Origin of the sequence: Streptomyces sp. NBC_00344 (genome assembly GCF_036088315.1) — a bacterium.
GTDB lineage: Bacteria > Actinomycetota > Actinomycetes > Streptomycetales > Streptomycetaceae > Streptomyces.
In genome coordinates this window covers 2,688,321-2,702,657 of the sequence record NZ_CP107996.1, presented here as the reverse complement: position 1 = coordinate 2,702,657, position 14,337 = coordinate 2,688,321, and the positions used below count along the sequence as shown (strand labels likewise).

At 69.6% G+C, this 14,337-nt stretch carries 16 protein-coding genes; 10 read left to right on the top strand and 6 right to left on the bottom strand.

Annotation, left to right across the window (positions count from 1 at the left end; translation table 11 throughout):
- The first annotated feature begins 139 nt into the window (after window positions 1-139).
- The 5 genes from rpsM (at window position 140) to truA (ending at window position 3,788) form a co-directional block, all read left to right on the top strand.
- A complete protein-coding gene (gene rpsM, locus OHS16_RS12130; protein WP_164264459.1) occupies window positions 140-520 on the top strand; it encodes a 30S ribosomal protein S13 in 381 nt (126 codons plus the stop codon).
- Window positions 521-592: 72 nt separating this feature from the next.
- Complete coding sequence (rpsK, locus tag OHS16_RS12125; protein WP_125496499.1) at window positions 593-997, top strand: 30S ribosomal protein S11; 405 nt, start codon at window positions 593-595, stop codon at window positions 995-997.
- Window positions 998-1,118: 121 nt separating this feature from the next.
- Window positions 1,119-2,141, top strand: a complete 1,023-nt coding sequence (locus OHS16_RS12120; protein ID WP_010473911.1) for a DNA-directed RNA polymerase subunit alpha — start codon at window positions 1,119-1,121, stop codon at window positions 2,139-2,141.
- Between the two features lie 199 nt (window positions 2,142-2,340).
- Window positions 2,341-2,832 carry a 50S ribosomal protein L17 gene (gene rplQ / locus OHS16_RS12115; protein ID WP_328537209.1) on the top strand — a complete coding sequence of 164 codons (492 nt, stop codon included), beginning with the start codon at window positions 2,341-2,343 and terminating at the stop codon, window positions 2,830-2,832.
- A 104-nt stretch (window positions 2,833-2,936) separates the two neighbouring features.
- On the top strand, window positions 2,937-3,788 hold the full coding sequence (truA, locus tag OHS16_RS12110) for a tRNA pseudouridine(38-40) synthase TruA (RefSeq protein WP_328537208.1): 852 nt from the start codon (window positions 2,937-2,939) through the stop codon (window positions 3,786-3,788).
- A gap of 117 nt (window positions 3,789-3,905) precedes the next feature.
- Here truA and OHS16_RS12105 read toward each other — a convergent pair whose 3' ends face one another.
- On the bottom strand, window positions 3,906-4,754 hold the full coding sequence (locus tag OHS16_RS12105) for a hypothetical protein (RefSeq protein ID WP_328537207.1): 849 nt from the start codon (window positions 4,752-4,754) through the stop codon (window positions 3,906-3,908).
- Window positions 4,755-4,849: 95 nt separating this feature from the next.
- On the opposite strand from OHS16_RS12105, the gene OHS16_RS12100 reads away from it, so the two are divergent.
- The 5 genes from OHS16_RS12100 to OHS16_RS12080 all read left to right on the top strand — a co-directional run bounded on the left by OHS16_RS12100 (window position 4,850) and on the right by OHS16_RS12080 (window position 10,570).
- Window positions 4,850-6,469 (top strand): ABC-F family ATP-binding cassette domain-containing protein, encoded by a 1,620-nt coding sequence (locus OHS16_RS12100; protein WP_328537206.1) that lies wholly within the window; start codon window positions 4,850-4,852, stop codon window positions 6,467-6,469.
- Window positions 6,470-6,774: 305 nt separating this feature from the next.
- Window positions 6,775-7,218 (top strand): 50S ribosomal protein L13, encoded by a 444-nt coding sequence (gene rplM, locus OHS16_RS12095; protein WP_328537205.1) that lies wholly within the window; start codon window positions 6,775-6,777, stop codon window positions 7,216-7,218.
- A 44-nt stretch (window positions 7,219-7,262) separates the two neighbouring features.
- Complete coding sequence (rpsI, locus tag OHS16_RS12090; RefSeq protein WP_443042601.1) at window positions 7,263-7,796, top strand: 30S ribosomal protein S9; 534 nt, start codon at window positions 7,263-7,265, stop codon at window positions 7,794-7,796.
- A gap of 167 nt (window positions 7,797-7,963) precedes the next feature.
- Window positions 7,964-9,322: a phosphoglucosamine mutase gene (gene glmM / locus OHS16_RS12085; RefSeq protein ID WP_328537204.1), complete on the top strand. Its 1,359-nt coding sequence runs from the start codon at window positions 7,964-7,966 to the stop codon at window positions 9,320-9,322.
- A 234-nt stretch (window positions 9,323-9,556) separates the two neighbouring features.
- Window positions 9,557-10,570, top strand: coding sequence for an alpha/beta fold hydrolase (locus OHS16_RS12080; RefSeq protein ID WP_328537203.1), 1,014 nt, complete (start codon window positions 9,557-9,559; stop codon window positions 10,568-10,570).
- A 91-nt stretch (window positions 10,571-10,661) separates the two neighbouring features.
- Here the strand turns inward: OHS16_RS12080 and OHS16_RS12075 are convergent, their stop codons facing one another.
- The 5 genes from OHS16_RS12075 to OHS16_RS12055 form a co-directional block, all read right to left on the bottom strand.
- Window positions 10,662-11,006, bottom strand: a complete 345-nt coding sequence (locus OHS16_RS12075; protein ID WP_328537202.1) for a hypothetical protein — start codon at window positions 11,004-11,006, stop codon at window positions 10,662-10,664.
- Window positions 11,007-11,153: 147 nt separating this feature from the next.
- On the bottom strand, window positions 11,154-11,429 hold the full coding sequence (locus tag OHS16_RS12070) for a hypothetical protein (protein WP_328537201.1): 276 nt from the start codon (window positions 11,427-11,429) through the stop codon (window positions 11,154-11,156).
- Between the two features lie 346 nt (window positions 11,430-11,775).
- Window positions 11,776-12,051, bottom strand: a complete 276-nt coding sequence (locus OHS16_RS12065; protein ID WP_328537200.1) for a hypothetical protein — start codon at window positions 12,049-12,051, stop codon at window positions 11,776-11,778.
- 338 nt (window positions 12,052-12,389) lie between these two features.
- Complete coding sequence (locus OHS16_RS12060) at window positions 12,390-12,662, bottom strand: hypothetical protein (protein ID WP_328537199.1); 273 nt, start codon at window positions 12,660-12,662, stop codon at window positions 12,390-12,392.
- 302 nt (window positions 12,663-12,964) lie between these two features.
- Complete coding sequence (locus OHS16_RS12055) at window positions 12,965-13,936, bottom strand: hypothetical protein (protein ID WP_328537198.1); 972 nt, start codon at window positions 13,934-13,936, stop codon at window positions 12,965-12,967.
- Between the last annotated feature and the right edge of the window lie 401 nt (window positions 13,937-14,337).

The following is a 14,337-nucleotide window of genomic DNA, read 5'->3' as shown; positions in this document are numbered from 1 at the left end:
CGCAGAGCCCGTCCAGCTGACACAGCGGGCGACACCTCCGGCGGGGGCCGGGGACCTGGAATCGTGCCTACGCACCTGTAGGCACTTTCGTCTGGGAAAGGCTTTGTGGAAGACCCCCGATATCAACAGGAGCCATTGAATGGCACGCGTTTCAGGTGTTGACATCCCGCGCGAAAAGCGCGTGGAGGTTGCCCTCACCTACGTCTTCGGCATCGGGCGCACCCGGTCCAAGGAGGCCCTGGCCGCCACCGGTGTTGACCCCAACACCCGCGTTCGTGACCTGGCCGAAGAGGACCTGGTCAAGATCCGCGAGTACGTGGACGCCAACCTCCGCACCGAGGGTGACCTCCGCCGCGAGATCCAGGCCGACATCCGCCGCAAGGTCGAGATCGGCTGCTACCAGGGTCTGCGTCACCGTCGTGGGCTCCCGGTCCACGGTCAGCGCACCAGCACGAACGCTCGTACCCGCAAGGGCCCGCGTCGCGCGATCGCCGGTAAGAAGAAGCCGGGCAAGAAGTAGTCCTCAGCTAGGGACGCTGTTCAGCGGTCTTCGCTGTGGGACCGATCACCTCCACTCCAACGGGAGTAAGACATGCCTCCTAAGGGCCGTCAGGGTGCCACCAAGAAGGTGCGCCGCAAGGAAAAGAAGAACGTCGCTCACGGGCACGCCCACATCAAGAGCACGTTCAACAACACCATCGTCTCGATCACGGACCCCTCGGGCAACGTGATCTCCTGGGCCTCCGCCGGCCACGTCGGCTTCAAGGGCTCGCGCAAGTCCACCCCCTTCGCCGCACAGATGGCCGCCGAGTCGGCCGCCCGTCGCGCGCAGGAGCACGGCATGCGCAAGGTCGACGTCTTCGTCAAGGGTCCCGGCTCCGGCCGCGAGACCGCGATCCGCTCCCTCCAGGCCACCGGCCTCGAGGTCGGCTCGATCCAGGACGTCACCCCCACCCCGCACAACGGCTGCCGCCCTCCGAAGCGCCGCCGCGTCTGACCCCTCGGGGCCGACATTGCTGGACTCCCGGGCGGTACGGTGCTTCGGCGCCGTACCGCCCGTACCCTTGTAGTACTTGGGGGCGTCAAATAGTGGGCGCCCACGACACTGAAGGATCACCATGCTTATCGCTCAGCGCCCTTCGCTGACCGAAGAGGTCGTCGATGAGTACCGCTCCCGGTTCGTCATCGAGCCGCTGGAGCCGGGCTTCGGCTACACCCTCGGCAACTCTCTTCGCCGCACGCTGCTCTCCTCCATCCCCGGTGCCGCTGTCACCAGCATCCGCATCGACGGTGTCCTGCACGAGTTCACCACCGTGCCGGGCGTCAAGGAGGACGTGACCGACCTCATCCTCAACATCAAGCAGCTGGTCGTCTCCTCGGAGCACGACGAGCCGGTCGTGATGTACCTGCGCAAGCAGGGTCCCGGCCTGGTGACCGCCGCCGACATCGCCCCGCCGGCCGGTGTCGAGGTGCACAACCCCGACCTGGTGCTCGCCACGCTGAACGGCAAGGGCAAGCTGGAGATGGAGCTGACCGTCGAGCGCGGTCGCGGCTACGTCTCCGCCGTGCAGAACAAGCAGCTGGGCCAGGAGATCGGCCGCATCCCGGTCGACTCGATCTACAGCCCGGTCCTCAAGGTCACCTACAAGGTCGAGGCGACCCGAGTCGAGCAGCGCACCGACTTCGACAAGCTGATCGTCGACGTCGAGACCAAGCAGGCCATGCGTCCCCGTGACGCCATGGCGTCGGCCGGAAAGACCCTGGTCGAGCTGTTCGGTCTGGCCCGCGAGCTCAACATCGACGCCGAGGGCATCGACATGGGCCCGTCCCCGACGGACGCCGCGCTCGCCGCCGATCTCGCCCTGCCGATCGAGGAGCTCGAGCTCACCGTTCGGTCGTACAACTGCCTCAAGCGTGAGGGCATCCACTCCGTGGGTGAGCTCGTGGCGCGTTCCGAGGCGGACCTGCTCGACATCCGCAACTTCGGTGCGAAGTCGATCGACGAGGTCAAGGCGAAGCTGGCCGGCATGGGCCTGGCCCTCAAGGACAGCCCGCCCGGATTCGACCCGACCGCCGCCGCCGACGCCTTCGGCGCCGACGACGACGCGGACGCCGGTTTCGTCGAGACCGAGCAGTACTGACACGCCTCCGGTCGGGGCGCCCGGGGATACCGGGGCGCCCCGACCGGGGTGAGGCTCCGGCCTCGACCGCGGGCCGGGAGCGATCCGGGCTGCTGCCTGATCGCGCGGCTCCGCGGCACATGACTTCCGATGGGCACTAACCCGTCGGTAACTGACACCGGTACCTGATACGGCCGGTGCAGATCACAAGGAGAAACACATGCCGAAGCCTGCCAAGGGTGCCCGTCTGGGCGGCAGCGCCGCGCACGAGCGTCTGCTTCTCGCGAACCTCGCGAAGTCGCTGTTCGAGCACGGCCGCATCACCACGACCGAGGCCAAGGCTCGCCGCCTGCGTCCGGTCGCGGAGCGTTACATCACCAAGGCGAAGAAGGGCGACATCCACAACCGTCGCCTCGTGCTGAAGTCGATCACGGACAAGGGCGTCGTCCACACGCTCTTCACCGAGATCGCCCCCCGGTACGAGAACCGCCCCGGTGGCTACACCCGTATCACCAAGATCGGCAACCGTCGTGGCGACAACGCCCCGATGGCTGTGATCGAGCTGGTCGAGGCGCTGACCGTGGCGCAGCAGGCCACCGGTGAGGCCGAGGCCGCCACCAAGCGTTCCGCCAAGGACGCGGCTGCCAAGACCGATGCTCCGGTCGAGGACGCCAAGACGGTCGAGGCCGGCGAAGAGTCCAAGGACGCCTGAACCCGGTTCTGAAGTCAGCTGGACGGGCTCGTATCTCCCCTCGGGGTGGTGCGGGCCCGTTCTGCTGTGTGGTGTGTGGCTGGCGCGGTGGAGAGGATGCTCGGGTGAGTGACGAGGTGGAGCCCGGTTTCGTCCGGGTGCGGCTGGACCTGTCGTACGACGGGAAGGACTTCTCGGGCTGGGCGAAGCAGACCGAGCGGCGCACCGTCCAGGGTGAGCTGGAGTCGGCGATCCGTACGGTGACCCGCTCGTCCCTGACGTACGACCTGACCGTCGCCGGGCGGACCGACGCCGGGGTGCACGCGCGGGGCCAGGTCGCCACGGTCGACCTGCCCCGTGAGGTGTGGGAGGAGCACCGGGAGAAGCTGCTGCGGCGGCTGGCGGGGCGGCTTCCCCGGGATGTGCGGGTGTGGCGGGCGGCCGAGGCACCCGCGGGGTTCAACGCCCGGTTCGCGGCGGTCTGGCGGCGGTACGCCTACCGGGTGACCGACACCCCGGGCGGAGCCGACCCGCTGCTGCGCGGTCATGTGCTGTGGCACGAACGGGAGTTGGACGCCGGGGCGATGAACGAGGCGGCACGGTCGCTGCTCGGCGAACACGACTTCGCCGCGTACTGCAAGAAGCGCGAGGGCGCGACCACCATTCGCACGCTCCAGCAGCTCAGCTGGGAGCGGGGTGCGGACGGCATCATCACCGGGACGGTCCGGGCCGACGCCTTCTGCCACAACATGGTGCGCTCGCTGGTCGGCGCGCTGCTGTTCGTCGGGGACGGGCGCAGGCCGGTGGAGTGGCCGGCTGAGGTGCTTGCCGCAGGCGTCCGCGATCCCGGGGTACATGTGGTGCGCCCGCACGGCCTGACACTGGAGGAAGTCGGCTATCCCGCCGACGAGTTGCTCGCCGAGCGGAGCCGGCAGGCGCGCCGGATCCGGACATTGCCGGGGGCGGGCTGCTGCTGAGAGGGGTGCCGGGGCCCGTCCCGGCCCCTCGCTCGCGCAGGACCCGGGCGCCGGGCCGGTGCCGCTGGGACTGCCCCTGCGGCACCGGGGCAGCTGCGGCGCCGGTGATGCGGAGTGTCAGCCGGCCGGCGCGGTGGCAGCGGCCGAAGCCTGCGCCTGGCCGCGTGCGACGATCTGCCGGAAAGTGAACTCGGCCACATCGTCGCCGGCCGTGAAGACGTTGGCGTCGGTCTTGGTGACGTTCTTCCCGCTGCTGAAGCCGCCGACGGTGAAGTAGGCGTAGCGGCCATAGGCGTTGGCGGTCCTGCGGCAGACCGAGGGCGCCCGGCAGAAGGTGGGGACGCCTCCGCCGTTGAGCGAGGTGATTCCGCCCGACGACTGCTTCATGGCCTTCTGCGCCTGCGCCTCGGTGCTGAACACCGCGACACCGACGGTGACGGCGACGCCGCTCCTGCTGTATGTGGCCCGGATGACCTGCGTGCAGCCGTTGTTCACCAGGACGGAGCCGAGGGCCCCCTGGGTGACGCCGGCGCAGGCCGTGGTGCGGGCAGTGGCGCCCTTCGCGTACGAACGGTTGGCCGCCGTCATCTTGGCGCCGGGGAACAGGGTGCCCGCGTTGAGCGGCGCCCTGTCCTTGTCGGCGCTGGATATGAAGTCCTTGGGGTTGGGCGGGGGCGCCGGGGCTTTCGTGCTGAAGGACGGAGCGGGCTCGGCGGACTTGCTGGGCAGCGCCTGCGGAGACGGCAGCTGCCCGGCGTTCTTGTCCGCGGAATCGGACCCCTGACCCGCCGACACGACGGCGGTCGCCACGATCGCGCCGACCGCGGCGGTCGCCAGCACACCGCCACCGATGAACATCAACTTCCTGCGCCGGCTGCGCGCGGCGCCCGCCTCGGCGAGCGCCGCCCAGTCCGGAGTGTGTGAATCGCCCGGCCCCCAGGAGGGCCCCCCTTGCCCAAAGCTCATGGCGCGCATCCTAATCGGGCCGCAGGTGGCCGGTGCCCGGGGGGAGCCGGAATTCGGTTGTCCCCGCACGGCGGGTGTGGGCGACAATCCGTCCCATGGGACATCTTGAGGCAGGACATCTTGAGTACTACTTGCCGGACGGGCGGGTGCTGCTCGGTGACGCCTCGTTCCGGGTGGGTGAGGGCGCCGTGGTGGCGCTGGTGGGCGCGAACGGCGCGGGCAAGACGACACTGCTGCGGCTGATCGCGGGGGAGCTTCAGCCGCACGGCGGGACCGTGTCGGTGAGCGGCGGGCTCGGCGTGATGCGGCAGTTCGTCGGCTCCGTGCGTGACGAACGAACGGTCAGGGACCTGCTGGTGTCGGTCGCCCAGCCGCGCATCCGGGAGGCGGCGGAGGCGGTGGACGCCGCCGAGAACCTGATCATGACAGTCGATGACGAGGCCGCGCAGATGCGGTACGCCCAGGCGCTCAGCGACTGGGCGGAGGCCCGTGGATACGAGGCCGAGACCGTCTGGGACATGTGCACCATGGCGGCGCTCGGGATCCCTTACGAGAAGGCCCAGTTCCGCGAGGTGCGGACGCTGTCGGGCGGCGAGCAGAAGCGCCTGGTCCTGGAGGCGCTGCTGCGCGGCCCCGACGAGGTGCTGCTGCTGGACGAGCCGGACAACTACCTCGATGTGCCGGGCAAGCGGTGGCTCGAGGACCGGCTGAGGGAGACGCGTAAGACCGTCCTCTTCGTCTCGCACGACCGCGAGCTGCTGTCCCGGGCGGCCGAGAAGATCGTCAGTGTGGAACCGAGCCCGGCCGGCTCGGACGTCTGGGTGCACGGCGGGGGCTTCGGCACCTATCACGCGGCCCGCAAGGAGCGCTTCGCCCGCTTCGAGGAGCTGAAGCGGCGCTGGGACGAGGAGCACGCCCGGCTGAAGGCGCTGGTGCTGCGGCTGCGGAACCAGGCGGCGAGCAGCCCCGACATGGCGTCCCGCTACCGGGCGATGCAGACCCGCTTCCAGAAGTTCGAGGACGCCGGACCGCCGCCCGAGCCGCCCCGTGAGCAGGAGATCACCATGCGGCTGCGCGGCGGACGCACCGGGGTGCGCGCGGTGACCTGCGAGAACCTTGAGCTGACCGGTCTGATGAAGCCGTTCTCGCTGGAGATCTTCTACGGCGAGCGGGTGGCGGTGCTGGGCTCCAACGGATCCGGCAAGTCTCACTTCCTGCGCCTGCTCGCCGACGGCCCGGTCTCGCACACCGGTCTGTGGAAGCTGGGTGCCCGGGTGGTCCCCGGGCACTTCGCCCAGACCCATGCGCACCCGGAGCTGCTGGGCCGGACCCTGGTGGACATCCTGTGGACCGAGCACGCCAAGGACCGGGGCGCCGCCATGTCCGTACTGCGCCGCTACGAGCTGGAGCGCCAGGGCGACCAGAACTTCGAGAAGCTCTCCGGTGGGCAGCAGGCCCGTTTCCAGATCCTTCTCCTGGAGCTGGCGGGCACCACGGCGCTGCTCCTGGACGAGCCGACGGACAACCTCGACCTGGAGTCCGCCGAGGCCCTCCAGGAGGGCCTGGAGGCCTATGAGGGCACGGTGATCGCGGTGACCCACGACCGCTGGTTCGCGAAGTCCTTCGACCGCTATCTGGTGTTCGGCTCGGACGGGGTCGTACGGGAGACGGCGGAGCCGGTGTGGGACGAGCGGAGGGTGGAGCGGGAGCGGTAGGCGGGGCGGATGGTGCGGTGGGTGTGACGGGTGCGGCGGCCGGGGCAGCAGGCCCGGTGCTGTGCCCTCGTCGGGCCCGGACGAGCTGTTTTGACCCATCCGGGGAGGGGCGGGTAGTCTTTGGTTTTGTTATACGTATTGGCTTCGTCGTTCTCACGCGAAGGGCCCTTACGTAGGTTCCCTGGAGCAGTTACCAGTGGCTCGCATACGGGCAGCGTCCCCGGCACTGTGAGCCCCAGCTGCATGATCGCTTCAGCGGTGCCATGTGTCTGGACCCCATCCACTGAAGAAGCGAAGGCTACGACGTGCGTACGTACAGCCCCAAGCCCGGCGATGTCACTCGCCAGTGGCACATCATCGACGCGCAGGACATCGTCCTGGGCCGTCTGGCGACGACTGCCGCCATCCTCCTGCGGGGCAAGCACAAGGCGACTTACGCCCCGCACATGGACATGGGCGACTTCGTCATCATCATCAACGCCGAGAAGGTTCACCTCTCCGGCAACAAGAAGACCCAGAAGATGGCGTACCGCCACTCCGGTTACCCGGGTGGTCTGCGTTCCGTCCGCTATGACGAGCTGCTCGCGAAGAACCCCGAGAAGGCCGTCGAGAAGGCCATCAAGGGCATGATCCCCAAGAACACGCTGGGTCGCCAGGTGCTCTCGAAGCTGAAGATCTACGCGGGAGACCAGCACCCGCACGCTGCTCAGCAGCCTGTCCCGTTCGAGATCACCCAGGTCGCGCAGTAGTTCCGGCCACCCCCTAAGACGTACAGAAAGATCTGAGGAGAATCGTGGCCGAGACCACTGCAGAGACGCCCACCGACGTGGCGGACACCGAGAGCGAAGAGACCTTCGCCGAGGTGACCACCTTCGAGTCCGAGGTCCCCGTCGAGGGCGAGTACACGAGCGAGTCGCTCGCGGGCCGCTTCGGCGACCCGCAGCCGGCGGCCGGCCTGGGCCGTCGCAAGAACGCCATCGCCCGCGTCCGGATCGTTCCGGGCACCGGCAAGTGGAAGATCAACGGTCGCACCCTTGAGGACTACTTCCCCAACAAGGTGCACCAGCAGGAAGTCAACGAGCCCTTCAAGGTGCTCGAGCTCGACAACCGCTACGACGTCATCGCCCGTATCTCGGGTGGCGGCGTCTCCGGCCAGGCCGGCGCCCTGCGCCTCGGTGTGGCCCGCTCGCTCAACGAGGCGGACGTGGACAACAACCGCGCCACGCTGAAGAAGGCCGGCTTCCTCTCCCGCGACGACCGTGCGGTCGAGCGCAAGAAGGCCGGTCTCAAGAAGGCCCGTAAGGCCCCGCAGTACAGCAAGCGCTAAACACGGCTTGCGGGTCTGCTTGCACGACCTGTTCGTACACGTTCGCCCCGGCGGCACCTTCAGTGCTGTCGGGGCGTTCGTTTATCAGGACCTGACGCGTATAACGGGATAAGACGATCACAGCGCTCAGAGGCCTGCATTTTCGGAGCTTTTTTCGGAGGACAGCAGTGGGACGACTCTTCGGCACGGACGGCGTGCGCGGTGTCGCCAACGTGGATCTGACGGCCGAGCTCGCGCTCGGCCTCTCGGTCGCGGCGGCGCACGTACTCGCAGAAGCGGGAACGTTCGAGGGACATCGGCCGAAGGCAGTGGTCGGGCGGGATCCGCGCGCATCGGGTGAGTTCCTGGAGGCCGCCGTGGTGGCCGGCCTCGCGAGCGCCGGTGTGGACGTCCTGCGCGTCGGTGTGCTGCCCACCCCCGCGGTGGCGTATCTCACCGGCGCCCTGGGCGCCGACTTCGGGGTGATGCTCTCCGCCAGCCACAACGCCATGCCGGACAACGGAATCAAGTTCTTCGCCCGCGGCGGTCACAAGCTCGCCGACGAGCTGGAGGACCGGGTGGAGACGGTGTACGACCAGCACCGCACCGGTGAGCCGTGGGACCGTCCGACCGGGGCGGGTGTCGGCCGGGTCCGCAGCTACGACCAGGGCTTCGACCAGTACGTCGCCCACCTCATCGCCGTACTGCCCAACCGGCTGGACGGTCTGACGGTCGTCCTCGACGAGGCGCACGGTGCCGCGTCCCGGGTCTCGCCCGAGGCGTTCACCCGGGCCGGGGCCGAGGTCATCACGCTCGGCGCCGAGCCGGACGGGCTGAACATCAACGACGGCTGCGGTTCCACCCACCTGGATCTGCTCAAGTCCGCGGTGGTCGAGCACGGAGCCGACTTCGGGATCGCGCACGACGGTGACGCCGACCGCTGCCTCGCCGTGGACGCATCCGGTGCGGAGGTCGACGGCGACCAGATTCTCGCGGTCCTGGCACTCGCGATGCGCGAGGCGGGCACGCTGCGGGGCAACACCGTGGTGGGCACCGTGATGTCCAACCTGGGCTTCAAGATCGCCATGGAGCGCGAAGGCATCGAGCTGATCCAGACCGCGGTCGGAGACCGCTATGTCCTGGAGTCGATGAAGGAGCACGGCTACGCCCTGGGCGGCGAGCAGTCCGGCCACGTGATCGTCCTCGACCACGCGACCACCGGCGACGGCACGCTGACCGGTCTGATGCTGGCGGCCCGAGTGGTGGCCACCGGCCGCACCCTGGCCGAACTGGCAGCTGTCATGGAGCGGCTGCCCCAGGTCCTCGTCAATGTGCCCGACGTGGACAGGTCGCGGGTCGACACATCCCCCGAACTGGTCGGCGCCGTTGCCGAGGCCGAGCATGAACTCGGCTCCACCGGCCGGGTCCTGCTGCGTCCCTCGGGTACTGAGCCGCTGGTGCGGGTCATGGTGGAGGCCGCCGACATCGAGCAGGCCAGATCGGTGGCCGGCCGGCTGGCCGATGTGGTCAAGTCCGCACTGGGGTGAACCTGTTCGGCGGGCGGGCGCTGCTCCGCCCGCCGAGTCCCCTGACGGGCAAGGCGGTTGGGCGGGCCGTGCGGCCTGCCGGACCCTGTGGTGGCCGCCGGACCACGGCGCTGCCGGTGATGCCCACGGCACGGTTCGCCGACACGCCCACCAAGGGCGAATCGGACCGAAGCGGGGTGTGGAGGGAGGATGGTGACATTCTGTCTCACTTCTCCCACTCCCCAGGGGGGCACCATGCGCTCTGACATCGGCACCGCACAGGACACCATGCCGGCAGTTGCCGGTTCCGGACCGAGGCCTTCGGCCGATGTGCGGGTGGAGGAACGGACGTTCACCTTCGAGGGGTTCGCGTACCACTGCCGCATCGTCCACCAGGACTGTCCGCAGTCCGAGCCCATGGTGTTGCTCGGCGGTTCCTCGCAGAACCGTCACGCGTGGCTGCGGCACGAGAAGTGGCTGGCGGAGTACTGCACCACGGTCACTGTTGATCTTCCCGGCTACGGTGCGGCGGACTTTCTTCCCGTCGGCCACGGCCTCGACTTCCTCGCCGCCAACGTCCGTCACATGCTGGCGGAGTTGGCCATGCCACGGGTCAATCTCATCGGCAGCTGCTTCGGCGGTGCGATCGCCCTGCGCTTCGCCCAGCACTACCCGGAACATCTGGCCAGGCTCGGTCTGGTCGGGATGACCAAGGTCATCCCGGACGACTACGCGGACGCGGTACCGCGCTGGACCCGGATGCTGGAGTGCGGCGACCGCGCCGGGATCGCCGCCGAACTCGTCGAGCGGTTCATGTCACCGGCCGGCACCGGTACGGTCCGCAAGCATCAGGTCGTCTCCCGGCTGCTCTACCGGCAGTTCGTGGCGCAGTCGGACAGCGAGATCAGGATGTCGGTGGAGCACAACGCGCGCCTGATGAGCCACGACTGGTACCGGGACGAGCCGGTGCCCGCTGTGCCGTCCCTGGTCTGCACCGGCGAGCACGACACGCTCTGCACGCCCGGGATGGGGCGGGAGGTGGCCGCCTCGCTGCCCTCGGCGGCCTTCACGACCATCAAGGAGGCGGACCATCTGGTCCCGGTGGAGCGGATGGAGGAGTTCTCCGACCTGCTCATCAGGTTCTGCACCGGCCGGCCGCTCGCCGGACTGCCGTACTGCAATCCGGTCGAGATGGTGGGAACCGCCGGGGGCCGGTCCACCGTTCCTGTTGCGGCCGGGATGAGCAAGGCGGCGCCGGCGCACCTGTGACGCCCCGGCGTCGCGCGGACAGGCAGATGGCCGGACCCGGGATGAACGGGTCCGGCCATCCGTCTGTCCGGTCTCGGCCCGGCGGCCGGACTCAGCGCGGGAAGCCGGGAAGGCTGACGTCCTTGGGCACCGGTGCGGTGCTGGAGCAGTTCACTTCGGAACCGGTCCGGGTCGTCCCGGGGTTGCCGACCGCGGTCACGGGCTGCCGGCCACGCTCCCCCGATTCCGACGTGCAGTCGAGGCTTTGCTGGACGTGGTACGTGCCGTCCTTGCTGGTGTAGGACGTCTCGCTCTTCTGGACGCAGGTGACGTTGCCCTGGGCGTCGCGCGTGCACTCGCGGGGCCCGTCGGCGTGGGCCTGGGAGGCGCCTGCGCAGGTCATGGCGATGCCGCCCACGAGCCACGAGACGGCTGCGAGTTTCTTCCGACTGAACATGTGCTGCGGATCCTTACGATCGGTTTCCGGAGACGTGCGCCGTGCGCAGCTCCGCGTCCGTGCTGATGAGGCAAGAAGGAACGGGCCCCGGCGCCGGGGCCGTGTGGCTCGGATACCGGGGCCCGCCCTCAGTCGCTTGTCCGGCTGTTACTTGCCGAAGGCGGTGTTGCTGCAGTTGACCGAGGAGCCCTGGTGCGTCGACTGGGCGCCGGGGGCGCCCTCGCCGCCGAGCGCGTTGCCGAGCAGGCCGTTGAGCAGGCCGACCTCGCCGAGGATGTCGACGTTCAGGTCGTGCGAGCGGCACTGGTTGGCCTGCTTCACGCCGATGTCGCCGTCGTCGTGGGCGGAGGCGGTGCCGGCACCGATGAAGCCGATGCTGCCGAGCATGGCGACCATGACGGCGGCCTTCTGGAGCTTGCGCATTTCATCTCCGTTTGTTGAGCCCGATACGGTCCGTTGTGAACCGACTGCGTACAGTTACCGGACCTTACTGCCGGAATGTTCTTCGTCGCTCAACGGCGCGCTGGGCAGGGAGAGATGGGGGGCGGCTATTCGGCCGAGCGCACGGCTTCACGCGCCGTGCGGGGCGGCGGGATTGTGGTCGGACGGGGTGGCGGCGCCCGGTTGGCGAACGACCCGTTCGGCGTACGGCACTTGAGCGGGCGGGCCGCGCCCGGGGGTGCGGGGTGTGACGGCGGGGACGCCTGGCAGGCGGACGGCGGGCCGCCCCCGAAGGGGCGGCCCGCCGCGTCTACCGATGGTCGTGCCGTCAGCCGCCGAAGGCGCCGTTGCTGCAGGAGACCGAGGAACCCTGGTGCGTCGACTGGGCACCCGCGTCACCCTCGCCGTTCAGCGCGTTGCCGAGGACGCCGTTGAGGATGCCGACCTCGCCGAGGACGTCGACGTTCAGGTCGTGCGAGCGGCACGCGTTGGCCTGCTTCACGTCGATGCTGCCGCCGTCGCCGGCGAACGCGGTGCCGGCACCGATGAAGCCGACGCTGCCGAGCATGGCGACCACGACGGCGGCCTTCTGGAACTTGCGCATTTCATCTCCGTTTGTCTAGTGAGATACGGTCCATTTTGAACCGTGTTCCTACAGTTACCGGATGTTAGTCCCGAAATGCGCTCTGACGCTCAACGGCGCGCTGAGCAGGGAGAGATGAGGGACGGCTATTCGGCCGAGCGCTTGGATTCACGCGCTCTGCGGACCGGCAGGACTGTGGCCCGACAGGGGGAGGGGCGGTAGGCGAACGACCCGTCGGGCCGTCACGTACGTCAGCGGGCGCGCCGGGGGCGGGAGGTGTGACCGGCCGAGGTCCTGGCGCGGGGACGGCGGGCCGCCTCCGAAGGGGCGGCCCGCCGCGTGTGTCGCTGGTCGTGCTGTCAGCCGCCGAAGGCGCTGTTGCTGCAGGAGACCGAGGAGCCCTGCTTGGTCGCCTGGGCGCCCGGGTCGCCCTCGCCGCCGAGCAGGTTGCCCGCGAGACCGTTGAGGACGCCGACCTCGCCGAGGACGTCGACGTTCAGGTCGTGCGAGCGGCACTGGTTGCCCTGCTGCAGGCCGATGTCGCCGCCGCCCGCGAAGGCCGTGCCGGCGCCCATGAAGCCAACGCTGCCGAGCATGGCGACCACGACGGCAGCCTTCTGGAACTTGCGCATTTCATCTCCGATTGCGTTGAGGAAGACGGTCCGTGACGAACCGAGTACTTACAGTTACGAGAGATTAAAGGGCAATGTCCCATTGCGCTCAACGGCGCGCGGGAGGTGGGGGCATGGCTGCGGCGGTTCCGCTCGGGGCGGAACCGCCGCAGCCATACAGGGCAAGGGTTGTGCAACTCCCGGGGGGCGAGGGCGCGCCACGGGAAATGACCCGTTCGGCGGCCCCTCGGAGGGTGGTGGCCCTCCTCCGGACATTGACGTCCGGTGAGTCCCCCGCGGGCGATGACCCGCGGTGTGCGGAATCAGTCCTTGAACGCGTTGTTGATCTGGGTGCAGTTCTCGCCCTGGGTCTTGGCGTCACCGAACAGGGCGACCGGGACGTTGGCCTGCACCACGGTCTGCGGGCTGCACTCCTGGTAGGGGTGGAAGATGTTGTTCTGCTCCTGCGGCGCCGAAGCGGACAGCGGGGCGGCCTGGGGAGCGGCCTGCGGGAGCGCCTGCGGAACGTTGGCGACCGGCGCCACGTCGGGCGAGATCTGCGGCGCCACCTGCGGGGCGATCTGAGTGCCCTCCGGGGTCTGCTGCGGAGCCTGCTGGAACTGCTGCGGCGCCTGCTGGATCTGCTGGGGGGCCTGCTGCGGGTCGGCCTGCGGGGCCTGCTGCGGGGCAACCTGCGGGGCCTGCTGCGGGGCAACCTGCGGGGCCTGCTGCGGGGCAACCTGCGGTGCCTGCTGCGGGAACTGCTGGGGCGCCTGCTGCATCTGCTGCGGAGCCTGCTGCGGGGCCTGCTGCGGGGCCTGCTGGGCGGCCTGCTGCATCTCCTGCGGGGCCTGCTGCGGTGCCTGCTGCATCTGCTGCGGGGCCTGCTGGGGCGCCTGCTGCATGTCCTGCGGGGCCTGCTGGGGCGCCTGCTGCATGTCCTGCGGGGCCTGCTGGGGCGCCTGCTGCATCTGCTGCGGGGCCTGCTGGGGCGCCTGCTGCGGTGCCTGCTGCATCTCCTGCGGTGCCTGCTGCGGGGCGTTCTGCTGGATCTGCTGCGGCGCGGCCTGCGGGTCGGCCTGCGGCGCCTGCTGCGGCGCCTGCTGCGGGTCGGCCTGCGGTGCCTGCTGCGGGTAGGTCTGCGGCGCCTGCTGCTGCGGCGCCACCTCCGGCTGCGAGACAGCCTGGCCCTGGGGGGCGGGGGCGGGAGCGTCGGCGAAGCCGACACCGGCGCCGAGGGCGGACAGGCTGCCGAGAGCGAGAGTGACGACTGCCACCTGCTGAAGCTTGCGCATGAAACGTTGGCCCTTCATTTTGTACACACGGGCTCCGGTCACCCGTTGTGAGTGCGTGAACGCTAGCAGTAGCGGGCAGAGGGTTCGGATCGCTGTTCGCCTCGTGTCGGGCCTCGTCAGCGGCGTTCGCCGGGCATCATGGAGCAGCCTCCGGCCGCACGGCCTGCGACGTCTCCGCGCCGCGTGAGCCGATCGGTCGTCGTGATCCGGTCAACCTGATGCCGCCAATACCCCACGCCTGGCCCAACGTCCGGACGTGGCCACCTTGACGCGACGGCTCACCGGCCTCCGGACGGGCGCCCCGGCCGCGGCTGCCGGTGCCCCGGCGGACGGACGCCGGCCGGCCGGGACGGCGTGCTCCAGAACCACACCAAGGGCCGCGCGCGGCGCCGGTCCGGCGT